Origin of the sequence: Paenibacillus peoriae (assembly GCF_022531965.1) — a bacterium.
Lineage (GTDB): Bacteria > Bacillota > Bacilli > Paenibacillales > Paenibacillaceae > Paenibacillus > Paenibacillus polymyxa_D.
Genome location: NZ_CP092831.1, coordinates 4,721,552 through 4,747,230, shown reverse-complemented (window position 1 = coordinate 4,747,230; position 25,679 = coordinate 4,721,552). Strand labels below are relative to the sequence as shown.

25 protein-coding genes are annotated in these 25,679 nt (G+C 44.8%); 19 read left to right on the top strand and 6 right to left on the bottom strand.

Features of this window, described 5'->3' with window-relative positions; genetic code table 11:
• Positions 1-74: 74 nt before the first annotated feature.
• A complete protein-coding gene (locus MLD56_RS21005) occupies positions 75-554 on the top strand; it encodes a DinB family protein (RefSeq protein ID WP_029518180.1) in 480 nt (159 codons plus the stop codon).
• A gap of 172 nt (positions 555-726) precedes the next feature.
• Here MLD56_RS21005 and MLD56_RS21000 read toward each other — a convergent pair whose 3' ends face one another.
• Entirely contained in the window at positions 727-2,040 is a 1,314-nt protein-coding gene (locus tag MLD56_RS21000; protein ID WP_029518181.1) for a hypothetical protein, read from the bottom strand.
• A gap of 224 nt (positions 2,041-2,264) precedes the next feature.
• On the opposite strand from MLD56_RS21000, the gene MLD56_RS20995 reads away from it, so the two are divergent.
• The 14 genes from MLD56_RS20995 to yunB all read left to right on the top strand — a co-directional run bounded on the left by MLD56_RS20995 (position 2,265) and on the right by yunB (position 18,162).
• Positions 2,265-3,491: a M20 metallopeptidase family protein gene (locus tag MLD56_RS20995; protein ID WP_039272785.1), complete on the top strand. Its 1,227-nt coding sequence runs from the start codon at positions 2,265-2,267 to the stop codon at positions 3,489-3,491.
• Between the two features lie 28 nt (positions 3,492-3,519).
• A complete protein-coding gene (locus MLD56_RS20990) occupies positions 3,520-4,359 on the top strand; it encodes an enoyl-CoA hydratase/isomerase family protein (protein WP_029518183.1) in 840 nt (279 codons plus the stop codon).
• A 1,010-nt stretch (positions 4,360-5,369) separates the two neighbouring features.
• Positions 5,370-5,471, top strand: a complete 102-nt coding sequence (locus MLD56_RS20985; RefSeq protein ID WP_081317620.1) for a transposase — start codon at positions 5,370-5,372, stop codon at positions 5,469-5,471.
• An 826-nt stretch (positions 5,472-6,297) separates the two neighbouring features.
• The gene (locus MLD56_RS20980) at positions 6,298-7,737 is read left to right on the top strand and encodes a 6-phospho-beta-glucosidase (RefSeq protein WP_029518184.1); all 1,440 of its coding nucleotides are present in this window, start codon (positions 6,298-6,300) and stop codon (positions 7,735-7,737) included.
• 276 nt (positions 7,738-8,013) lie between these two features.
• Positions 8,014-8,844 carry a BglG family transcription antiterminator LicT gene (gene licT, locus MLD56_RS20975; protein WP_029518185.1) on the top strand — a complete coding sequence of 277 codons (831 nt, stop codon included), beginning with the start codon at positions 8,014-8,016 and terminating at the stop codon, positions 8,842-8,844.
• A 251-nt stretch (positions 8,845-9,095) separates the two neighbouring features.
• Entirely contained in the window at positions 9,096-10,985 is a 1,890-nt protein-coding gene (locus MLD56_RS20970) for a beta-glucoside-specific PTS transporter subunit IIABC (protein WP_029518186.1), read from the top strand.
• 220 nt (positions 10,986-11,205) lie between these two features.
• Entirely contained in the window at positions 11,206-12,696 is a 1,491-nt protein-coding gene (locus tag MLD56_RS20965) for an alanine/glycine:cation symporter family protein (protein WP_029518187.1), read from the top strand.
• Between the two features lie 184 nt (positions 12,697-12,880).
• Positions 12,881-13,450: a bifunctional transcriptional activator/DNA repair enzyme AdaA gene (locus MLD56_RS20960; protein ID WP_039272725.1), complete on the top strand. Its 570-nt coding sequence runs from the start codon at positions 12,881-12,883 to the stop codon at positions 13,448-13,450.
• A gap of 16 nt (positions 13,451-13,466) precedes the next feature.
• Positions 13,467-14,009 (top strand): methylated-DNA--[protein]-cysteine S-methyltransferase, encoded by a 543-nt coding sequence (locus MLD56_RS20955; protein ID WP_029518188.1) that lies wholly within the window; start codon positions 13,467-13,469, stop codon positions 14,007-14,009.
• The gene (locus MLD56_RS20950) at positions 13,999-14,814 is read left to right on the top strand and encodes an SPL family radical SAM protein (RefSeq protein WP_029518189.1); all 816 of its coding nucleotides are present in this window, start codon (positions 13,999-14,001) and stop codon (positions 14,812-14,814) included. The genes MLD56_RS20955 and MLD56_RS20950 overlap by 11 nt, the downstream gene beginning before the upstream one ends.
• Before the next feature lie 63 nt (positions 14,815-14,877).
• A complete protein-coding gene (locus tag MLD56_RS20945; protein ID WP_029518190.1) occupies positions 14,878-15,495 on the top strand; it encodes a DNA-3-methyladenine glycosylase family protein in 618 nt (205 codons plus the stop codon).
• Positions 15,496-15,514: 19 nt separating this feature from the next.
• On the top strand, positions 15,515-16,204 hold the full coding sequence (locus MLD56_RS20940) for a DNA alkylation repair protein (RefSeq protein ID WP_029518191.1): 690 nt from the start codon (positions 15,515-15,517) through the stop codon (positions 16,202-16,204).
• Between the two features lie 89 nt (positions 16,205-16,293).
• Positions 16,294-17,226 (top strand): aldo/keto reductase, encoded by a 933-nt coding sequence (locus tag MLD56_RS20935; RefSeq protein ID WP_029518192.1) that lies wholly within the window; start codon positions 16,294-16,296, stop codon positions 17,224-17,226.
• Positions 17,227-17,352: 126 nt separating this feature from the next.
• Positions 17,353-18,162, top strand: a complete 810-nt coding sequence (gene yunB / locus MLD56_RS20930; RefSeq protein ID WP_029518193.1) for a sporulation protein YunB — start codon at positions 17,353-17,355, stop codon at positions 18,160-18,162.
• Between the two features lie 46 nt (positions 18,163-18,208).
• Here the strand turns inward: yunB and MLD56_RS20925 are convergent, their stop codons facing one another.
• Positions 18,209-19,315: a M23 family metallopeptidase gene (locus MLD56_RS20925; protein WP_029518194.1), complete on the bottom strand. Its 1,107-nt coding sequence runs from the start codon at positions 19,313-19,315 to the stop codon at positions 18,209-18,211.
• A gap of 246 nt (positions 19,316-19,561) precedes the next feature.
• Here MLD56_RS20925 and lipA point away from each other — a divergent pair, with 246 nt between their 5' ends.
• Both lipA and MLD56_RS20915 read left to right on the top strand, forming a co-directional pair.
• Positions 19,562-20,464 carry a lipoyl synthase gene (gene lipA, locus MLD56_RS20920; RefSeq protein ID WP_029518195.1) on the top strand — a complete coding sequence of 301 codons (903 nt, stop codon included), beginning with the start codon at positions 19,562-19,564 and terminating at the stop codon, positions 20,462-20,464.
• Positions 20,465-20,488: 24 nt separating this feature from the next.
• Positions 20,489-21,403 carry a YutD family protein gene (locus MLD56_RS20915; RefSeq protein WP_029518196.1) on the top strand — a complete coding sequence of 305 codons (915 nt, stop codon included), beginning with the start codon at positions 20,489-20,491 and terminating at the stop codon, positions 21,401-21,403.
• A 57-nt stretch (positions 21,404-21,460) separates the two neighbouring features.
• Here MLD56_RS20915 and MLD56_RS20910 read toward each other — a convergent pair whose 3' ends face one another.
• Together MLD56_RS20910 and ylbJ are read right to left on the bottom strand one after the other, a co-directional pair.
• Positions 21,461-22,264 (bottom strand): NAD kinase, encoded by an 804-nt coding sequence (locus MLD56_RS20910; RefSeq protein WP_013372943.1) that lies wholly within the window; start codon positions 22,262-22,264, stop codon positions 21,461-21,463.
• A 66-nt stretch (positions 22,265-22,330) separates the two neighbouring features.
• Positions 22,331-23,626, bottom strand: coding sequence for a sporulation integral membrane protein YlbJ (gene ylbJ, locus MLD56_RS20905; protein WP_029518197.1), 1,296 nt, complete (start codon positions 23,624-23,626; stop codon positions 22,331-22,333).
• Between the two features lie 411 nt (positions 23,627-24,037).
• Here ylbJ and MLD56_RS20900 point away from each other — a divergent pair, with 411 nt between their 5' ends.
• Together MLD56_RS20900 and MLD56_RS20895 are read left to right on the top strand one after the other, a co-directional pair.
• Complete coding sequence (locus tag MLD56_RS20900) at positions 24,038-24,415, top strand: globin domain-containing protein (protein WP_029518198.1); 378 nt, start codon at positions 24,038-24,040, stop codon at positions 24,413-24,415.
• A 21-nt stretch (positions 24,416-24,436) separates the two neighbouring features.
• Positions 24,437-25,168 carry a DUF2225 domain-containing protein gene (locus tag MLD56_RS20895; RefSeq protein ID WP_049817024.1) on the top strand — a complete coding sequence of 244 codons (732 nt, stop codon included), beginning with the start codon at positions 24,437-24,439 and terminating at the stop codon, positions 25,166-25,168.
• 88 nt (positions 25,169-25,256) lie between these two features.
• Here the strand turns inward: MLD56_RS20895 and MLD56_RS20890 are convergent, their stop codons facing one another.
• Both MLD56_RS20890 and MLD56_RS20885 read right to left on the bottom strand, forming a co-directional pair.
• Positions 25,257-25,493, bottom strand: coding sequence for a hypothetical protein (locus tag MLD56_RS20890; RefSeq protein WP_029518200.1), 237 nt, complete (start codon positions 25,491-25,493; stop codon positions 25,257-25,259).
• Positions 25,490-25,660 (bottom strand): YycC family protein, encoded by a 171-nt coding sequence (locus tag MLD56_RS20885; RefSeq protein WP_014277894.1) that lies wholly within the window; start codon positions 25,658-25,660, stop codon positions 25,490-25,492. Before MLD56_RS20885 ends, MLD56_RS20890 begins: the two co-directional genes overlap by 4 nt.
• Positions 25,661-25,679 lie beyond the last annotated feature (19 nt).

The following is a 25,679-nucleotide window of genomic DNA, read 5'->3' as shown; positions in this document are numbered from 1 at the left end:
GCATTCGCTGAGTCGTGAATATAGGAACGTTATCCGAAAGAACCCTAAATCGATTAAGAGATGAGGAGCATTTGATGACCTATAAATCAATTTTAATAGATCAATTAACTGCATGTTATAACGATAAGAGTTGGTTCATTCCTCTTGCGGATATACTGGATGATCTAACAGCAACGGAAGCAGTTACTGAGAATGACAATAAACAAACCATATGGTCTATAGTGAATCATCTTATTTATTGGAATGAAACATGGCTTGAGCGTTTTAAGGCAGGAGAATTTATATTAAATAATGCTATTAACAATGATGAGACATTTTCTTTGACTCAAGATCAATTGAATGATTTAGGCTGGAAGGAAACATTAAATAGACTTGAGAATGTATTTAGCAATTGGAGAGTTATTTTAGAAGAAACAGATGAATCAAAGCTCACAAAACAACTTTCAGAATATTTTAATGCTCCTTGGTGGGGAGTTGTTTCTAATTTAAGTATTCATAATGCATATCATATCGGACAAATCATGTTGTTAAAGAAACAAATTCGAGTTAAATAATGTTTTTAGGCTGTTCGCAGATGAGGGGGCAGCATATGCAGAGCTGGTCGTCCGGCCAGGAAGTGATTTGGCTTGGTAAATCAAGCTCAAAAAAAAGGCACGTTTTCAGTTTTGAAAATGTGCCTTTTTTTCCATTAATTTAAAGTCGAAATGGCAAGCGTAACAATGAGTGTCATCTGCTTAATTTGCGCCCTTCTTTGTCAAGAAACAACAGTTCGTAGTATTTTTTGGGTCGCCCTTTACTGTTGTCTCGTTTTTCAAATACCGTTTGTACGTATTTACTTTCTTCAATTTTGTTAAGGATACGGTTTGCACCTCTGACGGTCATGGACAGGCAGCCAGCAACATCCTCAGAGGATAATTTATTTGTTCTCATGATTTCTGCATAGGACATGATTTTTTGCAAGTTGATGTTGTTTATTCCGATAGTTTTGGCTAACGCGATGATTTCCGGGTCCCCCTGTTCAGAGAACTGTATGACATTCATGCTCCGCATTGGGCCGATAACCTTCTGATCCTCGTTTATAAAAAAGCTGCAGCTGCCCGTAAAGGCTTCCGCCTGTCTGTGAGCTTTGGTGGCGTTAATGTTAGCTTGAAAATATTCATGTCCCGAGCCCCACCCGATCTTCACCTTGTCGCTTATGCGCTCTTCCAGATACTCCAGTAGGGTGCAGTTATGCGCGTTAGTGGTGATTTTCATGAAATTTCCGTAGGTGGTGTATAGTCTGACAAAGCCTTCCGAAATTTGGGCCGTGTCTGCCAGATTCACGCTGCGCAGAAACCTGCCGACAAGGACCTTTAGCTCATGAAGCTGCTCTTCAGATAGCGGATCCGCCGTTCTGGTCGATAAGCATGCGACAACTGCCCTCTGACTCTTAAGCTTGAGGATAGTAATCTCGTTGATGATCTCTCTTATGGTCTCTTTAACGTTTTCCAAAGTGGGCCGGATTAAGATATATCTGACTCCGTGCTTTTTGAGTTCTGGAACAAAGTGGCCGAACGCGGTGATGGACAAGTCTATTTTCTTGTCTTCCCATAGAGTGATATGGTTCTCCAGCATTGTCTCCACCCGTTCGAGCAGATCACCGCTGTCAATGGGCTTTCCCTCATGAGTCAGGTATTGCTGGAATTCGCTGAAAGACTTGATTATATACGCATAATCCACATAGATCCGGGATATATCAAGCCCAGGTTCTGTAACCAGCAGCCGGAAAAGTTCCCTGTAAAGCAGGTTTTCATCATCCTGCAAAATGTGAACAGGTACTTTTTCATCCAGGCATTCCTTATCGATTGACTCGTAAAGCATCCTGCCACTGATCACAAATCCATCCACCGAATCTAAGTTTTTGAGATAGATGTCTGTTGTTTCCCGGAAGTTACTGATTGTAAGAAACCTGAACTGACATAAGGGCCGCATTTCTTCTTCAATGGCGCGGAAATAGTCCATATGGGTCTCAGGCGTGATAATACCCAGCTTGATTTTCATGATAGATTCCTTTCATAAACAGTTCAATCAAAAGAGTTATATCATAATAAATGTGATATTTCAATGTTCCGGCAGCCTCTAAAATAATGTTCTTAAAATGTCTTATTTTCTCTTGACAGCGAATGGATTTAAAAGTACGATAAAAGTGTTCTTAAAAAGTCTTAAAATATGAAGGGGGGAATGTTTACCCTGTTCTTACGTTCATTCAATTTGTGCTTTGGGAGATGTTTATTGTGATTGAAGAAGCTGGAGATTTTTTGAGTATGGCCCATCAGCTGCAGGACAAATTGGTCAAGCACAGGCATCATCTTCATGCGGTTCCGGAACTTGATTTAAGTTTGCCGAGGACAACTGCCTACGTAAAAGAGGTGTTGGAGTCGATGGGGCTTGAGCCTACTCCCGTAGGAGAGTCAGGTCTAATGGTTACGATCGGCGGACAACATGCCGGGAAGGTGATTCTTATCCGTGCGGATATGGATGGGCTGCCCATTCAAGAAGAAACGGAGCTTTCTTTTGCGTCGTTGAACGGAAACATGCATGCATGCGGTCATGACTTGCATACTTCCATGCTGCTCGGAGCTGCGGAGATCCTGAAGGCCAACGAAGAGCAGCTTCGCGGGACGGTTAAGCTTATGTTTCAGCCGGGTGAAGAGACTCTGCACGGGGCAAAGATGATGCTTAAGAATGGGATTCTTGACAATCCTAAGGTGGATGCATCCATGATGCTTCATGTGTTGACCGGAATGCCAATTCCTATCGGGCAATTTGTAGTGCCTGAGGCCGGTGGAGTTATCTCAGCTTCCTCTGATTGGTTCGAAATCATCATCCGCGGAAGGGGTGCACATGGAGCAATGCCGAGTGCCGCGGTCGATCCGTTAAATGTGGCTGCTCATCTTCATTTGGCGCTGCAGGGTATTCTCAGCCGTGAAATTCCGCCAGTTGAGAGTGCCGTCCTTACCATTGGCGTGATGGAAGGCGGAAGTACAAACAACGTGATTCCCGATACGGCCAGAATGAAAGGAAGCGTACGCACATTTAACGCCGCATTGCGGGACAAAATGGAAACCCGTATCCACGACATTTCTGCAGGTATCGGAGAAACTTTTCAGGCAAAGGTGGATGTGATCTATACCAGGGGATGTCCTGAGGTGAAAACGGACAGCGGGCTTAACCGTCAAATGAGAACTACGATTGCAAACACTTTTGGCGCCAGTTCCTTAATCGGTATAACCCAATTGATACCCGGCGGGAAATTAATGGGATCGGAAGACTTCGCATTTGTCTCACAAGCGGTGCCAAGTACCTCAGTATTTCTTAACGCAGGCAATACCGAGGAAGGCTATGGTTACCCTGTGCACCATCCAAAGACGATGTTCTCGGATGAGGTGCTGTACAAAGGGGCTGCGGCTTACGCTGCTTTCGCCAGAGATTGGCTTGAAAGTAATAGATAATATCTCAACAAAACCAGGAGGAATTGAAATGACAGAGAGACGTATGATTGGACCAACCAAATTTGAAGAGTACTCGGAGAAATACAAGGAATTTCTATTAATGACCCGCCGTGACGGAATCATCGAAGTACGGTTGCATACCGACGGAGGGCCGTACAAGCATTCTTGGGAAGCCCATACGGCATGGTCCCATGCATGGTCAGATATTGGCCGCGACCCTGAGAACGAGGTAATGATTATTTCAGGAACAGGGGATAAATGGGTAATAGGGGACCCTGAGGTCTGGAATACAAAATTTATGGACTGGCCGAAGCAAAAGAAGCTCGAACAGTATCATGAATCGCTGAGACTGCTTGAAAATTTGATATTCTGCATTGACATCCCCACCATCGGGGCGATCAACGGGCCGGGAACGCACTGTGAACTCGCAACTCTCTGCGATATTACCATTTGTACTGAAGACGCGGACTTTTTTGATCCTCATTATCTGGGAGGCACACCTCCCGGAGATGGAATGCTGCTCACACTGCAGAACATGATCGGTTTCAAGAAAGCAGCATATTACGCATACACCGGCAAGAATATCAATGGTCAAACCGCCTTGGACCTGGGCATCGTTAGTGAAGTCCTGCCCCGGGAAAAGCTTCTTCCTCGCGCATGGGAGCTTGCGGAGATGATCATGCAGGCACCGCGTTCAACGAGACATCTGTCCCACTCCATTATATCCCGTCCATGGAAACAAGCCCTGGTCAGTGATCAAGGGTTCCAGCTTGCCCACCAAATGTACGACATGGCCATTGATGAAGAAGGAGCTCTGGAGCGGCTGAAAAAAATGCAAGGACGTCTAATGGGCAAAGAAGTTCATTAGAGCTATGGCGGGACCTACACGATTCGAAGAATACTCGGAGAAGTACAAGGACTTGTTCTTCATGACAGAAATTGATAATACCGCGAAGCTAAAAATATATCTACCGGATACATTTACACTGTGCTCTATAAGAAAATAAAAGGCATGAATTATTAAAAGATAAGAAAGATTATTGTCTGAATTGAATCCGTATCGTTAAATTACTTTAGATATTCTGAGGACGTGTTTAATTCAAGCTATATGTGGTTAATAACTGCCATAAGACACTTTGAAACAACAATTAAAAATAACACTAACGAGACGACGCTGCAGAAAATATGTAGTGTCGTTTTTTTAGAGGTTACATGTGAAAATCTCTATTCATAATTTTATTTATGAAAAGATAAAAACTAGATCAGCTAATTAATTTGTTACCCGAAAGGAGAAGGGGATATATTCCTAAAGAGGAAAACCGCATTTTCAGCACGGTGTTTCTTGTCGAGCAACCATATCTGATAACGGACTGTGGGCCAGAAGTCAAACTTAGCATTGCATTATAGCCGAGTTATTTACACTTTGGAGGTTGGTAATATTGATTACCAGGAAGGGAGGTTTTCTACATGGAATCTTTAATGTAGAATAATAAAAACTGGCTACAAGAAGACCAAGAATTCTCACCAAAACGGAGAGTAGATAATAAAATCAGCTGGCAAAGGCCTCACATCATCGGAAGTTTTCACAGTAGAAAGATGAAGCGTACTGTCGAGTACCACTCATTGAATGAGTGTTTATTTTATTATTTTCTAGAGATGGATGTTTCAACATTATATTACTATGTTCAACCCGTTGAAGTCCCCATCCCATATAAAACAAAAAAATTAGAGAAAAAATTTTGGTTACATGTGCCTGATGTTCTGGTATTTCGAAATGGTTATCCTCCTTTGTTATATCAGATAAAAGAGGCACCAGATGTGGTTCTTAACATTAAATGAGACTAATTATATTGTCAAATGAGATAGGAACATCTACGCCTGCACCTGGTCTTTCTTCCGCCCTATAGTCCCAACCTAAATCCAGTAGAGGGGCTATGGCTGTGGCTTAAATCCAATGTGGCGAATAACGTGTTTTTTTAGAGGTTTTATAAGATTAAGCTTCATGTCGGCCAGTTTATGAAACGGATTAACAACTGGAAACAATTTGAGTTTTAAATATTTTGGAAAATACTCTTTGAAATGTTATTTCATTTGAACATCCAAATAGAAAGGTATTTGATTATGATATTCATTAACAAACTCCTCAAAGCCTTTCGGCTTGGACAAGTCGAGCTATATTACTCCTAAATAATGATAAAATTATTATCCTTTTCCTCAATCTATTTTCCACTAAAATAGTACAGAAAGTTGAATTTGAAGTAGCAGATTTACAAGAACAAAAATATCATTCCATATATCTGTCTTCTGCAATATGGTCATTTAACAGTAAAGGACAGCATTGGAGGTTCAAGATAATCAAAAAAATTATTCCTCTTGGCTCTATGCAAAGGGATTTCCTAAATTTCTTGCAACAAAATATTTTAAATTAGCGACTGAGTAGATCAGCGATCTTCGAAAACACGTGCCCTTCCAGACAAAGACGAACAGCCAGGTATCTTTCGTAAAGTCGTTTATCTGGGGTTTCCTTCATGGTTCAATTCATTACCCAATAGGCATTTGTATTAATGCTGTTGTATGATATAACCCACAGGGGCTGCGTGTTATTTATCAAATGAATTTGACAGGTTCCCAAATCTTTGTTAGAGTTTCAATCAAATACGTATAACCTTTTCATGGGATGTTACCGATAGGGCATAACCTGAATTGGCTTGTTTACACGGTAAGTGTATACAGGCTGGTTTGGGTTTTTTTATTGTCTATCACCCTTCGCTACCCCTTTTATTACACATTTGGAAGGAGAATGTTTATGTCCAGTTATATTTTTCCTAAAGACTTTTTATGGGGCGGTGCTCTTGCTGCCAATCAGGCCGAGGGTGCTTATTTGGAGGACGGTAAAGGATTGAGTCTGGTGGATCTACTGCCTACCGGAGAGAAGAGAAGAAGCATAATGAAAGGGAATGTTCCTTCACTGACTCCACTTGAAAGCGAATTCTATCCTTCCCACCAAGCCATTGATTTCTATCATCACTATCGTGAGGATATCGCGCTATTTGCAGAAATGGGATTTAAGGCGCTGCGTGTTTCCATTGCCTGGGCTCGTATTTTTCCAACAGGAGAAGACGCTACTCCTAATGAAGCAGGTTTGCAATTCTACGATGATTTGTTCGACGAGTTGCATAAACATGGCATTCAGCCAGTCGTTACTCTCGCTCATTTTGACGTGCCAGTGGATCTGGTCGAGAAGTATGGAAGCTGGCGGAGCCGGAAGCTGGTAGGTCTGTTTGAAACCTATGCCAAAACAGTATTCACCCGCTATAAGGATAAAGTGAAGTACTGGATGACATTTAACGAGATTAACATGCTTCTCCATTTGCCGTTTCTCGGCGCCGGTCTTGTTTTTCAAGAAGGTGAAAACGTTAAACAAATTCAGTACCAGGCTGCACATCATCAGCTTGTTGCAAGTGCGCTGGCTGTAAAAGCGTGTCACGAGATTATCCCAGATGCGAAGATTGGCTGTATGCTTGCTGCCGGCAGCTTCTATCCGTATACGTGTAATCCCGAAGATGTATATCAGGGCATGGAAAAAGACCGCGAGTCCTACTTCTTCATTGATGTTCAGTCACGCGGCGAATATCCTGGTTATGCGAAGCGCTTCTTTAAGGATCATGGATTAAACATTGAGATGGAATCAGGCGACGCAGCCATTCTGAAAGATCACACCGTTGACTATATCGGATTCAGCTATTATTCAAGCCGGACGACCAGCACAGACCCGGAAATCGTCAAGAATATGACCAGTGGTAATGTATTCGGCTCCGTAGCCAATCCATATTTGGATAAGTCCGAATGGGGCTGGACGATCGATCCCAAAGGATTCCGCATCACAGCCAACCAATTGCATGACCGTTACCAAAAGCCTCTGTTCGTAGTGGAAAACGGTTTTGGTGCCAATGATGTGGTTTCGCCTGAAGGAGAAGTTAACGACGATTACCGGATCGACTATCTCAAGCGGCATATTGCCGAAATGGGTGAGGCTCTTCAAGACGGAGTCGAAATTATCGGTTACACAAGTTGGGGACCTATTGACATTGTCAGCGCTTCCTCAGGAGAGATGAAAAAACGTTACGGTTATATTTATGTGGACCGCGACAACGAAGGCGAAGGTTCGTTGAAACGGATTAAAAAGAAAAGCTTCCACTGGTACAAAAACGTAATTCATTCCGACGGAGAAAATCTGGGCGAATAATCGTACCACAAGTAAATAGGATCGGACATCCCGGGCCCACGGGGATTTCCGATCTTCGTTTCTTCATTGAAAGCGTTGACAATCGTTCCTCTTCGGGCTATACTTGACGCAATTCCATCATTTTTAGGATTGTTACTGCGTAGCAGGCAAAACCTAAGCCACAAATAAGAAGATGTTACAGTCTTGTTTATTTGGCGTGCTTCGGTTTTTTTCTGTTTACAATAAAGAGGATGGAGCAAGTGTGGCTCTTGCTGGCATATGGAACGGGGGATCAAGATGAACATAGCAAAGGTCATTAACAACAATGTAATCAGCGTCTACCAGACGGACGGTACCGAACTCGTGGTGATGGGTCGGGGGATTGCTTTTAAGAAAAAGCCTGGAGACAAAGTAGACGAAACCAGAATTCAGAAGGTATTTGCTCTGAAAAACAAACAGACGTCCGATAACTTTAAAATGCTGTTACGTGAGGTACCGCTTGATTTGATCATGATTGTAGAGGAAGTCATAAATGACGCCAAGCATAATCTGAATAGAAAGCTGAACGAAAATATTTATGTTTCGCTGACCGATCATATCAATTTCGCTGTTGAAAGATACCGGGAAGGATTGGAAATCAAAAACGCGTTGTTGTGGGAAATCAAGCAGCTATACAAAGAAGAATTTGCGATAGGTCTGAAAACGCTGGAACAAATCAAACAAAAGCTTGATATTGAACTGCCTGTGGATGAAGCAGCTTATATTGCCCTTCACATCGTAAATGCTGAAATGAACGAGGAAGTCATTACAACCATGAGTATCACGAAGTTTATCCAGCAAATTATCAATATCGCAAAGTACCATTTTAAGGTTGATTTTGACGAGGATTCTTTGAGTTATTTCCGCTTTATTACGCATCTGAAATTTTTCGCCCAGCGCGTATTTAAGGGAAATCACTATGAAAATAACTATGACCATTTGTATGACATGATTAAGGAAAAGCACAAGGAAGCAGCCGCTTGTACTGAGAAAATCGGAACCTTTGTAAAAAAAGAATACAATCACGAATTGACGAACGAAGAAAAGCTGTATTTGACTGTGCATATTGAACGAGTGGTGAACAGATAAGTTGAACTTTTTTAGTAAAAAAGAATCGAAAATATATATTAAAATGTTTTTGTTGACAAATATGGTAGATTAAATGTATTATGTGAGTAACAGGAATTTAATAAGTTTTAACTGGGATTGTTACTGGTTATGCAGGCAAAACCTAAGTCATGAAAAATTGCGGGACTCAAGTGCCCACCATTTTTCAAGGCTTAGGTTTTTTGTGTGCCTAAATATGGTAAAAAGCCCCTTAGAACATGGAGGTGTCCATCATGAGTTATGAACAACTTGCTAAAGAAATTGTGCACCTGGTAGGCGGCGAAAAAAATGTAGTATCGCTCGTACACTGCGCCACGCGCCTGCGTTTTGTACTAAAAGATGAGGCAAAAGCAGACAAGGCAAAGCTGGAGAAAACTGATGGAATTATTACGGTCAAGCAGAGCGGTGGCCAGTTCCAGGTTGTGGTCGGCAACAAAGTACCAGAAGTGTATAATGCCATCGGCCAAGTATCCAACATTTTAAATGAAACTGGAAAAGAAGATCATTCAGCTAAAGGCAAGAAAGGGTTTGGCGCTGTAATCGACGTAATTTCCAGTATTTTTGCACCGTTGCTCGGAGTTATGGCGGGGTCCGGTATTTTGAAAGGTCTACTGCTGATTGCGAGTAACCTCGGCTGGTTGGTTCCGAAAGACACTACTTATATGATTTTGTATGCTGCGGCTGACAGCTTGTTTTATTTCCTGCCGCTCTTGTTAGCGGTTACAACGGCACGGAAATTTGGAGGTAATATCTTCGTTGCTCTGACCATCGCCGGAGGGCTGCTTTACCCGACCATTGTCACGTTGAAAACAGAAGGTACACCTACAGACTTTTTCGGTATTCCTATTGTGATGATGAGTTATTCATCTACCGTTATTCCGATAATTTTAGCCGTTATCGTCATGAGTAAGCTGGAAAAATGGTGCAATCGCGTGATCCATGAGAGTGTCAAAAACTTTATTACACCTTTGATTCTACTTGTAATTATGCTTCCTCTGACCCTGATGGTTTTTGGTCCAGTCGGGGTGTATGTGGGCAACGCAATCGCTACCGCGCTCGTTGCTGCGTTCAGCTTTAGTCCGCTGCTGGCTGGAGCAATTCTTGGTGCTTGCTGGCAGTTGCTCGTTATTTTCGGTGTTCACTGGGGTCTTGTACCTGTATTCATTAATAATATTGCTGTTAATGGCAGAGACGGGATCAAACCTTCCGCTGCGGCATCCATCTTTGCTCAAACCGGCGCTTCGTTCGGTGTTATGCTGAAAACGAAAAATAAAAAGCTGAAAACACTAGCGGGTTCCGCTACACTTACCGCTTTGTTCGGCATCACGGAGCCAGCAGTTTATGGGGTTACGCTGCCGTTGAAACGTCCGTTTATTGCAGGTATTATCGGTGGTGCTGTCGGTGGTGCCATTATCGGTCAAGCGGGAACGCAAGCATTTGCCTCCGGCGCACCTGGATTGCTGACCTTGCCGATCTTTTACGGTCCTGGCGGACAAGGCTTCCCAGGATTGATTTTAGGGATTACCGTTTCATTCCTGGTGTCGGCCATTTTGACTTATATTTTAGGTTTTGAAGATCCAGTTGAAGAAGAGGAAACTACTAACAATTCGGCTAAAGAATCGACATCTACAGTTGCAGTTTCTAATGAAGAGGTACTCAGCCCGATTGAAGGAACGGTGGTCGCTCTGTCGGAGGTTCCCGATCCAGCATTTGCTTCGGAAGCTATGGGTAAAGGTATCGCCATCCAACCGACAACGGGCAGAGTCGTAGCCCCGTTCGATGGAACCATCACCGTGGCGTTCAAGAAAAAACATGCGCTTGCAGTTGTTTCGCATCATGGCGCAGAAGTTCTGATTCACGTCGGAGTAGATACGGTCAAGCTGGACGGTAAACATTTTACGTCCCATATCAAAGAAGGCGATCAGGTGAAAGCTGGGGACCTACTGCTTGAGTTTGATGTTGAGCAAATCAGGGCAGAGGGTTATCCTACGATTACGCCAGTTATCATTACGAATTCTTCCGAATATACTGAAGTCCTTCCAATCGCTCAAGGAGAGGTAACGGAGCAGGCCCCGCTGTTGAAACTGTCTAGCGCTCTGAATGAGAAAGAAAGCATTGCCTAAATGTCTTAAGGACAAGGCTCTGATGATCCATATTCCCGGATCATCAGAGCTTTTTTGTCGTCCTTTCAGGTAGCAGATAAGTCGATTTGTAATTGACAATATGTCAATTAAATTAGCTTGTACGGTTGTAAAAACTATTCTATAATTTCTTGTAAATATGAAAAATTTTCTGAAAACATTAACTGAATATGAATTGATGGATCAGGGGGAAATGCAAGGAATGTTAGAGAAGTGGGCAGAGGCAGTAAATGGCGTCATTTGGAGCAATCCTGTGGTATATGTCTGTTTGAGCGTGGGGCTATTATTTTCAATTATGACTCGATTTCTGCAAATCAGACATTTCAAAGAGATGATTCGCCTTGTCTTTAAAGGGAAAAGTTCTGAGGCAGGTGTATCCTCATTTCAGGCCTTTACGATGGCGTTATCAGGACGTGTAGGAACGGGGAATATTGCGGGGATTGCACTGGCAGTCGGTATGGGAGGACCCGGGGCAATATTTTGGATGTGGGTCATGGCTTTTATCGGATCGGCCACTGCGTTTGTTGAATCTACACTGGCTCAGATCTATAAGGTAAAGCGTGATGGTCAGTATCGAGGCGGCCCGGCCTTTTATATTGAAAAAGGGACAGGCTTAAAATGGTTTGCGGTTATTTTCGCAGTTGTAGCGTTGGTCGCTATGTGTTTACTGTTGCCGGGAACTCAATCGAATTCGATTGCGGTAGCTTTTCATAGTTCGTTTGGTATGGATATGAAGGTTTCCGGGATAGTAGTTGTGGTGTTGCTGGCGCTTATCATATTTGGTGGTGTAAAAAGAATTGCCAATGTGGCACAGGTAGTCATACCCTTTATGGCACTTGGCTACATCCTTGTCTCTTTCTATATTATGATGACGAACATTACTGCGCTTCCCGATGTATTTGCCCTTATTTTTCGCAGTGCCTTCGGTATCGATTCAGTGTTCGGTGGTATAGCAGGGACAGCCATTGCCTGGGGGGTAAAACGAGGCATTTATTCGAATGAAGCAGGACAAGGCTCTGGTGCCCATCCAGCCGCCGCCGCAGAAGTGTCTCATCCGGCAAAGCAAGGACTGGTTCAAGCATTTTCTGTATATGTAGATACCTTTTTAGTCTGTACGTCTACGGCTTTCATGGTCTTGTTTACAGGGATGTACAATGTGAAGGGACCAGGTGGGGGCTATATTGTGCAGCATCTTCCGGGTGTTGAAGAAGGAACTCAATATACACAATCTGCCATCGAATCGGTATTTCCGGGTTTTGGGTCGAGTCTTTTGTCCATTACATTGTTCTTTTTCGCCTTTACCACCATTATCGCCTATTATTATATCGCTGAAACGAATATGGCCTACCTGATTGCCGATCGTAAAGCCAAATGGCCTATGTTCCTGTTAAAGCTGGTTATTCTGGGTTCGACATTCTATGGAACGGTTGTCAAGGAATCTGCGTTGGCGTGGACACTGGGGGATGTGGGGGTCGGTATTATGATGTGGGTGAATCTGATTGCTATGATCCTCCTGGCCAAGCCTGCGCTTCTGGTGCTTAAGGATTACGAACGGCAACGGAGGCAAGGGATAGACCCGGTATTTGATCCGAAGAAGGCAGGGATTTCAAATGCCGATTACTGGTCAAAGGAATATCAGCCTCCTTCAGATGAGTTGACGATCACCGCTAAACCAAGCAAGCTTCAAGCCTAATAAGATAGAGAAGTAAGATCAAAGGTGGCTCCGCGGGGAGTCATCTTTTTTTCGTTATCTTGCCTTTACATTCCAAGAAGGGTACATATGTTCACTATTTAGTTTATAATTTAGACAGAGGGATTTTGAATAATCCTGCCATAGATATGTGGGAGGTCACATTTGCATCAGAGAGGTGATTTGAATGAGTACATCCGATTTATCCATAACTGACGACAAGTGGAGAGCTATCGTAGAAAACGACAAGTCTTATGACGGGATATTTTTGTACGCCGTGAAGACAACGGGAATATTTTGTCGCCCCTCCTGCAAATCCCGACCTCCCAAAAGAGAGAACATCCGTATATTTAAAACAGCGGAACAGGCATTGGCTGAGCATTTCCGTCCATGCAAAAGGTGTAAACCGACAGGACAACGATTGCCTGATCATGAATGGATCGCACGGGTTACAGAATACGTGAATTCTAACTATATGAAGGACTTAACATTGCACATCCTAGCTGAGATAAGTCATGGAAGTCCGTATCATTTACATCGTACCTTCAAGCGGGTCATGCATCTAACCCCGATGGAATATATACAGCAGACCAGGTTGGAACAAGCGAAGGAGCTGCTTATCTGCTCAGATATATCTGTTGCGGAAGTGGGGGAGAACGTAGGTCTGTCCAATGCACCTTACTTTATTACGTTATTTAAAAAGAATACAGGCTACACCCCATTGCAATATCGCCAACTCAAATCGAAAGCAACATAAAATGGAGGTACACAGCATGGCACATCAAATAAATAAAACGATCTATTGGTCATTGTTGACACATGAGGATTGGAATTTATATATTGCAGCTACATCGGAAGGATTATGTTATGTGGGCTCGCCCAATCATCCTGTAGAGGAATTGTTTTCATGGGCAGGAAGTCGATTTCCCGGTAGCCCTTTAGTTGAAGAGGATGCCGCTTTACAGCCCTATGCCAAGGAGCTGATTGAATATTTCCAAGGGGAGCGCACCCAATTTACATTGCCCTTTGACTTTCAGGGGACTGCATTCCAGCTGGCGGTTTGGAATGCGTTGTGTGATATTCCGTATGGGGAAACACTATCCTATTCAGATATTGCCAACGCTATTCAAAAACCAGCCTCTGTTCGTGCGGTGGGGGCCGCCATCGGTGCTAATCCGATTTTGGTTACGGTCCCTTGTCATCGGGTCATTGGTAAAAATGGAGCTATGACCGGATATCGTGGTGGTTTGGACATGAAGGTTAAGCTTTTGCAGCTCGAAAAGGAAAGAGTGGCGTTGGTTCAGTATGAAAAATGAGTATTACAAATCCCCAAAGACACTTCTGAATAAAGGGACCGGCTTCTTGTCAGGGTATACACACTCGTTGAACCCGTATACAGGTTGTACCTTTGGTTGCTCGTATTGCTATGTACGCCAATTGCCAGTCTCCACATTTCGGAAGGAAGCGTGGGGGACATGGGTTGATATTAAAAATCAGGCGGCAGATATTCTTCGCAAGGAACTTCGTAGAGCCAAATCCAAAGGTAAAGTCACGATTTTCATGTCGTCAAGCACAGATCCTTATCAGCCTGCTGAGTACAAGGAAGAGGTGACCCGGTCTCTGCTGGAGGTGATGGTGGATGAGCCACCAGATTTTCTCTTTTTACAGACGCGCAGTCCACTGGTACGGCGGGATACCGATTTACTGCTCCGATTGGGGGATCGTGTTCGTGTAAGTATGACTGTAGAAACAGATCGAGAAGATATACGCAAACATTTTACCCCGGAAGCTCCTCCCATCCAGGCTCGTCTCCAAACGCTGCATCTCTTAAAGGAGGCAGGTGTACCAACGCAAGCTACGATTGCTCCGATGCTTCCAAGCAGTGAACATTTTGCAGACAAGCTTTTGCCTCTGGTCAACCGTGTCTGTATTGATGATTATTTTATGGGAGATGGCAGTGGGGGGAGACGAACGCGTAGCTTAAAAATAGGTGCGCTGTACGAGTCATTGGGGCTGGAAGAATGGTATCATCCTGCTGCCTATAAGACGGTTTATGAACGTTTTCTCCATGTTTTCCCGAAAGAACAGCTCTACGTGAGCAAAGAAGGATTCGAACCTTGATGCAACAGCAGTCTATGCCATTGAATCAAGAGTGAAACATATAAGGGGGCAACGGGAGAACGAATGCAAACTGTAATGACCAAAAACTTTGACTATGGGGAAAAGGAAATCAATTATCTAAAAAACGTAGATACCGTACTTGGTGCAGCGATGACGCAAATGGGCAAGGTAGAGCGGGTGATCATTCCCGACCTGTTTGCTGCGCTCGTTCATGCAATTGTGGGACAGCTTATATCGGCCAAGGCGGTTCAAACCATATGGGCAAGGATGCAGGAGAAGTTAGGCGTGATCACTCCACAAAATATAGTCGTTCAAACGGCTTTAGATATTCAAAGCTGTGGTATCACCATGAAAAAAGCCACATGTATCCTTAATATAGCCCAAACGATCGAGCAGGGCTTGTTGGATTTACAGGAATTATATGAGCTTTCCGATGCACAAGTGATCCAGAAATTGTCCTCGCTGCAAGGGATAGGGCCTTGGACGGCTGAAATGATGCTGATGAATTGCATGGAGCGTCCAGATGTTGTCAGTTGGGGCGATATGGCTATTCGACGGGGAATGATGAAGCTGTACCAACTAGATACATTGACCAAGCAGCAATTTGAGGAGTACCGCCGAGTCTATTCGCCTTATGGTTCGGTGGCCTCTATTTATTTGTGGAGTATTTCATTTCGTTAAAAATCAGGGAGTGGAAACGATGGAGAAAACAATAAGGGAACAGATACTGTCATATGTGGATGTGGATTTTCAGAAATTTACGGCTGCATTGCTTCCGACGATTAATAATGTGCTGGGGGTACGTCTGCCGGTGCTGCGTAAGCTAGCTCAAGATATTGCCAAAGGAGATTGGCGTCTCTACCTGGAGACCGCTGAAAGTGAACACTTCGAAGAAGTCATGCTGCAAGGCATGGTGATTGGTTCTGTAAAAACGGATATAGAGGAAGTTTTGAGTTATACCGCCAGGTTTGTTCCTAAAATTGATAATTGGTCCGTATGTGACAGTTTCTGTGCTGGATTGAAGATCACGAAACATCATAAAGAACGGGTGTGGGAGTTTATTCAACCCTACTTGCTCTCCAAGAAAGAATATGAAATTCGGTTTGGTGTAGTTATGCTTCTGAATTTTTATATTGAGGAACAGTATATGAACCGGGTGTTTGCTCTGCTAGATCAGACCCATCGTGAGGATTATTATGTACAAATGGCGGTAGCATGGGCGATATCGATCTGTTATATCAAACTGCCTGAGGCAACGATGGCGTATTTAAATCATAATACATTGGATGATTTTACTTTCAATAAAGCTCTGCAAAAAATCACGGAATCATATCGGGTGGATCAGGCCACAAAAACGACCATTCGTAGTATGAAGCGAAAAAGAAAATAGGATGGGGCTCAGCAGCCAGGTACGCACTTTGCCTTTTTTGGAATTTAATAATAAAATGGAAGTAACTTTCGAAAAGGAGATGACGTGAATTGGCAGAGCAAGTGCGTCTTGGTAAAACAGATTTATATGTAAAACCAATCGGTTTGGGTGCAAATAAGGTGGGAGGACATAATCTCTTTTCCGATTTGAACAATGAAACGGGCAAAGAAGTCGTTCGCACAGCTTTGGACAATGGCATCAACTTTCTGGATACGGCTTTTATTTATGGACCTGAGCACTCGGAACGATTAATTGGTGAGGTATTGAAAGAGCGTGGTCAGCGTGATAAAGCTGTTATTGCCACGAAGGGTGCACACAAATTTGTGAACGGAGAGATTGTTTTTGACAACTCGCCTGCTTTTTTACGAGAATCCGTCGAATCTAGTCTGAAAAGATTGCAGACCGATTATATCGATCTGTTCTATATCCATTTCCCCGATGAAGCTACGCCGAAGGCAGAAGCAGTCGGAGAACTGAAGAAGCTTAAGGACGAAGGCAAAATCAAGGCTATTGGCGTATCTAACTTTTCCATTGAACAACTTAAGGATGCGAATAGCGACGGTTATGTAGATGTGCTCCAATCCCAATATAATTTGTTTCAACGGGAAGCTGAGAAGGATCTGCTGCCTTATACCAAGGAAAATGGCATTTCGTTTGTGCCTTATTTCCCGCTAGCTTCAGGATTGCTGGGTGGTAAGTATACGAAAGACATGACCTTCACGGACATCAGAGCGAATAATCCACTGTTTCAGGGAGATACATTTGCTCGTAATTTGGACAAAGTGGAGCAGGTACGGGAGATTGCCAATGCGTTGAATGCAGAGGTTGCTCACGTAGTGCTCGCATGGTATTTGACACGCGATTCAATTGATGCCCTCATTCCAGGTGCGAAGGGGCCGGAGCAGGTGCTGGCGAATCTGAAAACGCTAAATGTCCAATTGAGTCAGGCTGATATCGAAAAGATTGACCACATTTTTAAATAATGAGTGCACCTGAAATTTGCAATTGTATATGTATTCCATCTAGAGAAGCTGCCGGACGGGCAGCTTCTTTTTCGTCCCTTCCTTGCATATCCTTGTAGGGTAAGTTCAACGCTGCGGGGGGATCGGATGATGAGAAGACCGCAATGGCACAGCGCGCCCAACAGAAGGCGACGCGGCAGACGTAGAGTATTTTTGATTGTGGTACTGGCGCTGCTGGTAGGAATCATACAGGTGGCTGCTTATGTGGAGCAGCATTTGAAGCCGCCTATGATGCATCTGGCAAAAGTGCGGGTCAAACAAATGGCGACGGAGGCTATTAATTCAGCAATTACAGCACAGGTAGAGCAGGGGAAGGCAGCTGATAATTTGATCGAATGGAGAACGGATGCACAAGGAAGAACCTCCGGCTTTGTTCTGAATTATGCAGAGCATATGAGAATTACGTCAGACACGCTCAAAGCAGTCAAGGCAACGATGGACAGCATGAGCCATTTTGATGAGAGCGTTCCGATTGGTCAGGCATTGGGCAGTCCATTGTTGGCAGCTTATGGCCCCAAGATTCCTCTAAAGGTGGAGCCGCATGGAGCGATCAAGGTGGATTTAAATACGCGGCAACAGGATGCGGGCATAAACATGATCTTGGTTGAAGTGTATATTCGGATTACGACGGAAGTGTCTGTGGTTATACCGTTTGAGATGCAACCTCAGATTGTGGAGACGGAAATCCCCGTTTCTTATTTGCTGGTGGTGGGCAACGTTCCGATGTACTACTATGACAATCAGGGAAAACCAGTAGGTAAAAATGGTGCAGCCGCTCCGCAGTTGGCGTTGCCTCCCCATTCCATAGAGAGTAGCGGCGCTATAGATTCCAGCATAGTAAGTGTTCCAGAGGTACAGGAAGACCCAAACTCCTCTAGTCAGCCCCCAACGCCATAGAGCAGAATGGAGTGACGTGAGTTGCTCTGGAAAAATAAAAGGGACCCTATGAGGAGGTCCCTTTTGTCTTTCCTTTTTTGAGCGCTTTGCGTTCGGACTGCTCCCACTGTCTTAATAACGGATACGGGTCAAAGGACCAATCTGCCCAGCCATTGTCCCGATATATACCATAGTGCAGATGCGGTGGAAACTTGCCTTGGGTACCAGGTTTTCCATAGCCCGAGCTTCCGACCCAGCCAACCGTCTGGCCAGGTGTAACGACGTCTCCGTTGTGAACGGTTTTGTCAAAGCCGGAAAGGTGCGCATAGTAGTGATAGCGGTTGTTGAGATCTCGGATTCCGATGCGCCATCCTCCAAAGGGATTCCAGCCCTTCATTTCAACTACACCGTAGCAGGTACTGCGAACTGGAACTCCGTAGCCAGCAAACAGGTCAGTTCCTTCATGTATACGGTAGCCCCCCCAGCTGCGACGGCTTCCCCATGTGCTGCGGTAGCTATAAATGCTGCCTAAGGGAAGGGGGAAAGCTTGTCTGACCAGATCCAGCTTGCCATACGTCCGATACAGCTTGGCAAACTGCTGAACTCTTTGAACTGCGCGGCTGTTATGGTAATATTCCCAAACGGCAATACCAAATTCATCCTCGTTGTTTCCATACTTTCCGAGATAAGATGCGATGCTGAACAGCAGATCCTTGTCATTATTGCGGTCAGCAATTCCATCACCCGAACCGTCTTGTCCCAGCCCGGAAAATAGTTCTATGGAACGTGGATTTTGATCCTCCGAATCAGGGTTCATCAAGCCGGACCAGATCGGTCCCGTAACGAAAATACCTATGGTTCGTTCTGCATGCTTGCGATCTTTGGGATGGGCCACCGTAAGTGTACGTTCATACTGGTCGATGGCGGCCAGCCTGTACCAAGGGACTCCTGTCAGGGCTTCGATGGAACGATATAAAGCAAGCCTGGAAATATACATTGAAGACTGTGCATGTTCAGCATCTACATTAACTGTCAGGCTGCTTCCGGCGGACGAGGACTGTAAGTGATTGGCAAGGGCATGGGCAGGAAGCGGACAGGCCGTTGTCAGTGTAGCAGCGCATATCAGCAGCGATAACAGACGAACAGCGCGGGCTGTCCGCGAAGGGTAAGGCACGTGAACCGACCTCCTATAGAAGGGCTTAACCGCCCAGTAAATTCTAGACCCTATTCAATAGCGTGAATAGGGCGCTTTTGTTTAGATTGAGCCATATCCGCCGCTTTTATCCATATAAAAAGTTTACTTTTTTCGGCATCAATGTCATATCAAAAAGGGAACAATGAATGGAGGTTTTTCCATGGCTTTCATGTTATAATGTATGACAATGACAGCTTAAGCTTATCAGAAAGAAGGTCTATGCCATTGTCTAGAAAAGAGAAGGAAGCTAAGCCCGACTGGATTCGTATTAAACTTACGACAGGCGATAACTATCAAGAAATCAAGAGCATGATGCGTTCCAAGACATTACATACCGTATGTGAGGAGGCACGATGCCCTAATATATATGAATGCTGGGCCAATAGGACAGCTACATTTATGATTTTGGGTGATATTTGTACGCGTGCGTGTCGTTTTTGCGCAGTAAATACGGGATTGCCTACGGAACTTGACTTGCAGGAGCCTGATCGCGTCGCAGAAGCGGCTGGGAACATGAATTTGAAGCACTGTGTCGTAACCAGTGTGGCTCGCGACGATTTAAAAGATGGGGGCGCTACTATATTTGCAGAAACGGTTCGTGCGATTCGCGGCCGGTTACCTTTGTGCAGTGTAGAAGTATTGATTCCCGATTTTATGGGCGATATTGAATCGCTGCGAATCGTCATGGATGCCAAACCAGATATTCTGAATCATAATATTGAAACGGTGGAGCGCATGTCCGACAAGGTTCGGGCTAAAGCGAAATACCGTCGCTCTCTGGAGCTGCTTCAACGTGCGAAGCAATTAAATCCGGCTATTCCAACGAAATCAAGCATCATGCTAGGTGTCGGAGAAGAGTGGGACGAGATCTTACAAGCCATGGATGATCTGCGTAAAGTCGATTGTGACATTCTGACAATTGGTCAATATTTGCAGCCGTCCGAGAAACATTTATATGTGCAAAAATATTATCCACCGGAAGATTTTGCGAAGTTAAAGGAAGAGGGATTACAGCGGGGATTCAGCCACGTCGAATCTGGACCGTTGGTCCGCAGCTCCTACCAAGCGCATGAGCAGGTGAAGTCAGCCGCTCAGCATAAGGAAGAAAGCGCCCTTTCGCAGGCTTGATCCGGGAAAGGCGGTCAGAATAGCTTGTTTCAAATCGGTGGTAAAAACTATGAATTGTTGCAGGATCACAAGAACGGATGGAATCCCGAAGCGTTTCGTGATCGGTATAGTGAAGTGCTGGATCGCTATGATTACATTATTGGTGATTGGGGTTACAATCAGCTGCGTCTGAAGGGCTTTTATCGAGACGGCCATCCCAAAGCAAATAAGGATACATCTATAGTGGTACTGGACGATTACATTAATGAATACTGCAATTTTGGCTGTGCCTATTTTGTGCTGCAAAAAAGCCGTGAAGTGATTAATAAAAACGGCGTCAATGATGAAATCGTTGCTCCAGATATTCAGCAGTTGGTAGATGCTCAAAGGGAACAAGCGGGAACGTTAGAAACCGAAGAGCAGCAAGAAGTATTGCAACATACAGCTGGAGAACAGGAGTGGCCGCAACCACAACAGGATTCCACAGCTACGGAGGAATCGCGAGTGGAGCAGCCTCGAGAATTCCGAGAACCACGCGAGTTGCAACGTCGGGAACCGAAGGATGCCCAGGAAGTACGTGAGCGACAGCCGCGTGAAGCTCGTGAAAGTCGTTCATCCAGAGAAGGACGTGAAGGAAATCGGCAACGTGAGCCACGTGAAGCACGTGATTCGCGCCAGCCAAGAGAACCACGTGAAGCAAAGGATGGACGCAATCCGGGTGAAGGGCAGCAAACCCGCGAACCGCGTAGACAGCGCAATCAGCAAGGGAATTTCGATAAAAAGGAATCACGTGGACCACGCTATGAGCGTCAACCAAAGGAAAATCGGGAGGGACGGCAAGTTCGTGTCTCACGTGAACCTGAGGGCCAGCGTCAGACCCATCCAGCTGCTAAAGCCGAAAAGACTGAGAGTAGTAAAAAGAATAAAACATTTACTGCTCCACAACAAAACGGTTCCTGAATTTTCAGGAACCGTTTTGTTTGTAAAAAAGAGCCAGAGTCGGCTCTTTTACAGGTTCTAATTAAGAAAGGCGTTGCGTACTCGATCCCAAAATGGGAAAGGACGGTAACGAGCGAAGCTGATCTTCTGACTTGCGACCTGACATCGAACAGAGATTAAGTCATCCACAGGAAAGTTCAGGTGATCTACTGTCAATAAAAGACGCTGATCTTTCCGTGAAAAAATATCACAATGATGATGTTTGGGCAGTAGCAATGGCGATCCTAGTGTCCGATACACGCGGTTATTAATGGAAGCGATCTCAGTCAATTGCAATGCTTCAATGGTGGGATGAACCATAGCTCCGCCAAGTGCTTTATTATAGGCGGTCGTCCCTGAGGGGGTAGAAACACATATACCGTCACCGCGAAACATTTCAAAGGTGATATCGTTAATATCTACTTGGGCAACGACAGTGCCATCCACCCCTTTTAACGTAAACTCATTCAAGGCAATAAAAGAAGCATTGCCTGATTTCTTGTGAATTTCCAACTCAATCAGTGGATACTTAACGATTCTCGGGTTAAGCGGTCCCTCAGATCCGCTTTGGCTCATCAGGTGGATTAGCTCCTCCAGCTCGTCCGCACGCCAATCGGCGTAAAAGCCTAGATGACCGGTATGTACACCAACAAAGGCAATATCCGGAATGCGGTCGATGAAGGTATGAAACGCATGAAGCATTGTACCATCGCCTCCAATAGACACGACGATTTCCGGCGATTCGGCATCCAGCTTGAAATTCTTTTCTTGGGCAAGACGGTGAAATTGCTGACTCAAGTCCATGGAGTGCTGATCCCCGCGATCCAGAACATAATATCTCAAGATGAAAAGCTCCTTTGTCATGGGTATATATCGATCATAATCAATTATGAGCAAGAACACAATCGTTCATTGCCTGTGTGTTCTTCTCAAACGTACGTATAAGCGACGTGTACCCACACTCAACCATGAGAGACTAAGCATTCCAGCCAGTATAAAGCCAAGAAACAGCAGACTTTGCAACAGCATGGCGGACGAGAAGCCAGGGGACCATACGATGTCGTATATTGGAAAAAAGACTGGAGAGCTTCCCTGCCCCATCAGAGGCTGCCATAACACGAGAGCGAGCAGTGCCGAGATGAAGCCGTGCGCAGCCCGGGCCAACAAAAATGGCATATAACGAAGATCCGTCATATTTAAAATACTTGCAACCTGCGCATGAACCGATAGCCCGCCCCAGGAGAGCACAAAAGCGGCTGCGGCTACCTTGAATGGTACCGCTGCCGTGGCTTTACCTGCGGCCTGCGCTCCTAAAGTGACTTCGAAAATACCACCTACGATGGACTCCGTTAACGTAGGAGGAAGACCACATGCAGTCAAGAGGTTTGCCGTAAGCAGATGAAGCCCGCTCATTAAACCGGAGTTCGTCAAAGCTTCTAAAATGACGCAGAAGAATACAACTAGCCCTCCTACGACAATAATAAGGCGTAGGGAGGAAGTAATCGCCTCACGGAGTAACTCACCCAATGGACGACCATCTTCCAAACGAGCTGTATGCATGGCATATAATGCTTGGCGTAGGGGTCCAGGCTGTCTATTGCGACCTGCAGCTTTTGTATTCGTGGACTTCGACCAGGCTTTTGGAGTAGGTTGAGGGCGGTCGCTGCGAGTATCTGTTTCCCCTGAACGGGAACCGTGGAAGCGCATAAGTAGCCCGATGATGAGCACACCACCATAATGAGCCGCGCCCAGCACGAGTGCAATTTCTGGTTGATGGAAGAAGCCAACGGAAACCGCACCGATCAAGAATATCGGATCAGAGGAAGTCGTAAATGCGACCAAACGCTCTCCTTCAATGCGTGTGATCCATTTTTGCTCCCACAGCTTGGCTGTTAGTTTAGCTCCAATCGGGTAACCGGATGCACAGCTGACCGCAGCGACAAAACCTCCACAGCCAGGTACACGGAATAGAGGCTGCATCAGCGGATCCAACAGCGCACCTATGAAATGAACAATTCCGAAACCGAGGAGAAGCTCGGAAATAACGAAAAACGGGAATAAAGACGGAAACAGCACGTCCCACCAGATGGCAAGCCCCCGAAGCCCGGCATTCAGAGAAGATTGCGGGTATACAGCCATAAGTATAAATAGGAATAGCAGTGAAAGGATGAGCAGAGGAAGCGAGTAACGACGGTATAGCGACATAGAGGCCCCTCCTTTGGAGTTGTACTATTATACCTATGTCGGGGATGGACAAAGAGTACAAAAAAACAAAGAAAACGGTTACATTTGTTGCTGTATTTTTGTAAAGAGTATGTTAAAATAGGAAAACAACGATCCATAACCTTAAGGATGGAGTGATCAGGATGAGTATCGTTGCCGGTCTGTTCGTATGTGCTTTTGTGTATGTTATTCGTGCCTCTCTCGTCCATTCCGGTGAAGAGGATTGGCGGAGTTATTAATTGTATTTATAGAATGACGAAGCTATGTGCAACGAAGCACATCCTCTTCATATGTTAAATTGATAAAATGACGCTTATTTTTAGCGTCATTTTTTGTTTTTTGTTATAATACGGGTGTATATTTATTACCATAGCACAGAAAGTTGGAGGAAAAGTGAACCCTAGCCTGAGCATTTATGACAACCTTGGGGGCGCGGAAGGTATTCGTGCTATTATTGAGGCCTTCTACCCGAGAGTTTATAAAGATCCGTTGTTAAGTCCCCTGTTTCCTAAAGACATGGAACCGGTTAAGGAAAAGCAGTTTATGTTCCTGAGCCAGTTTTTTGGAGGACCGTCCCTTTTTTCTGATGCATATGGTCATCCAATGTTACGTGCGAGACATATGAAGTTTCCCGTAACGGAGGAGCGAGCAGAGGCATGGTTGTCTTGTATGGCAGGTGCGTTAACGGATACGGGCATTGAGGAGCCGCTTCGTTCCATCATACTTAACCGTTTGTCTGGTCCTGCGCATCATTTTGTAAATACCCCGTAAGCTTGCGGGGATTGCCGAATTTTGGAGAGGGTTGTAAAAACATTGGAACTTGAACCGTTATATCAGATTAAAATCACCTGCACACATTGTGAAGAAGAATTTCAGACATCTCGTGTCAGACCAAGCCTAAAGAAGGCCATTCGTACAGATTCAGATTTTTGCGCTTATTATAAGAATGAAAATCCGGATTTTTATGTCGTAAGGGTCTGTCCTCATTGTGGGTTTACCTCGACAGAGCACTCTACCGTTCAGTTAAGCGATCAGCAAACCAAGATTTTTAGAGATAAAATCGGTAATCGCTGGCAGTCTCGCGAATATGGCGGGCATCGTAGCTGGGAAGAGGCATTAGAAACGTATAAACTGGGTTTACTCTGTGCCCAGGTCATCGGAGAAAAGGAACGCGTAGTAGCCAGTCTATTACAGCATATCGCATGGATGTACAGATACCAGGGAAATGAGGAGCAGGAGCTTCGCTTTCTCAAATTTAGTCTGGATTCTTACGTTCGGGTTTATGAGCTGGAGGGTGTCGGGGCGAATAATGCCAAACTGCTGTATCTGATTGGTGAATTGCATCGACGTACAGGGAACTTTAACGAAGCGGTACGCTGGTTTTCGCGTGTCATTAATGACAAAAAGATTATGGATGCAGCCATGATCCGGGCTTCCCGCGAACAGTGGTCTGTACTGCGAGAACAAATGATGGCTAAAAATTTCCAACTGCCGGAGGAAATGCAAGACGCAAGCTCCTCCTGAAGAAATAAAGGTGTGCACTATGGCCGATTTAGGCTCATGGTTCACACCTTGTTTGTAAAACGGGTTATATTCTCTTACAACTCATGAATTAATGATGACGCAATGTGGTATCTGACAGCAAATAATCGTCATCACAATCCACTAAAGTAACCTTGTTATGGCAACATGGAAACACAAGCAGCTTTTTCATACCTTCGTGTATGAGCTTAAGTTCTTTAGGCTTCAGGGGCAGCAATACATTATCCTGGTCGCAAAACGGACAAGACTGTACATAAACGTCTCCCATGACGATGTCATAAGGCCAGGTTTTATGAAAAGGGATCATGATTTGTCCGATTCTCCGCCGTTCGGGTCAGCGGTTTCTTCTTTAGCCAGTTCGGCCAGCTTTTGCATCAAAATGTGCTGGGGTGTATGCATAAGGTGTTCCAGCGGAATACCGAGCTTTTCGGATAATTTCACAGCCGTTTCCGGCGAAATTTGTAAGGGTCTCATTCTGTTTTCCTCCCAATTG

Bases quoted from the DNA above. Each gene is read 5' to 3' on its own strand.
- ylbJ (WP_029518197.1), bottom strand. From the start codon at position 23,626: ATGTCGCTATACCGTCGTTACTCGCTTCCTCTGCTCATCCTTTCACTG.
- MLD56_RS20885 (WP_014277894.1), bottom strand. From the start codon at position 25,660: ATGAGACCCTTACAAATTTCGCCGGAAACGGCTGTGAAATTATCCGAA.
- MLD56_RS21005 (WP_029518180.1), top strand. From the start codon at position 75: ATGACCTATAAATCAATTTTAATAGATCAATTAACTGCATGTTATAAC.
- MLD56_RS20970 (WP_029518186.1), top strand. From the start codon at position 9,096: ATGAGTTATGAACAACTTGCTAAAGAAATTGTGCACCTGGTAGGCGGC.
- MLD56_RS20965 (WP_029518187.1), top strand. From the start codon at position 11,206: ATGTTAGAGAAGTGGGCAGAGGCAGTAAATGGCGTCATTTGGAGCAAT.
- licT (WP_029518185.1), top strand. From the start codon at position 8,014: ATGAACATAGCAAAGGTCATTAACAACAATGTAATCAGCGTCTACCAG.
- MLD56_RS20890 (WP_029518200.1), bottom strand. From the start codon at position 25,493: ATGATCCCTTTTCATAAAACCTGGCCTTATGACATCGTCATGGGAGAC.
- MLD56_RS20950 (WP_029518189.1), top strand. From the start codon at position 13,999: ATGAAAAATGAGTATTACAAATCCCCAAAGACACTTCTGAATAAAGGG.
- MLD56_RS21000 (WP_029518181.1), bottom strand. From the start codon at position 2,040: ATGAAAATCAAGCTGGGTATTATCACGCCTGAGACCCATATGGACTAT.
- MLD56_RS20995 (WP_039272785.1), top strand. From the start codon at position 2,265: ATGTTTATTGTGATTGAAGAAGCTGGAGATTTTTTGAGTATGGCCCAT.
- MLD56_RS20945 (WP_029518190.1), top strand. From the start codon at position 14,878: ATGCAAACTGTAATGACCAAAAACTTTGACTATGGGGAAAAGGAAATC.
- MLD56_RS20955 (WP_029518188.1), top strand. From the start codon at position 13,467: ATGGCACATCAAATAAATAAAACGATCTATTGGTCATTGTTGACACAT.
- yunB (WP_029518193.1), top strand. From the start codon at position 17,353: ATGATGAGAAGACCGCAATGGCACAGCGCGCCCAACAGAAGGCGACGC.
- MLD56_RS20990 (WP_029518183.1), top strand. From the start codon at position 3,520: ATGACAGAGAGACGTATGATTGGACCAACCAAATTTGAAGAGTACTCG.
- MLD56_RS20940 (WP_029518191.1), top strand. From the start codon at position 15,515: ATGGAGAAAACAATAAGGGAACAGATACTGTCATATGTGGATGTGGAT.
- MLD56_RS20980 (WP_029518184.1), top strand. From the start codon at position 6,298: ATGTCCAGTTATATTTTTCCTAAAGACTTTTTATGGGGCGGTGCTCTT.
- MLD56_RS20960 (WP_039272725.1), top strand. From the start codon at position 12,881: ATGAGTACATCCGATTTATCCATAACTGACGACAAGTGGAGAGCTATC.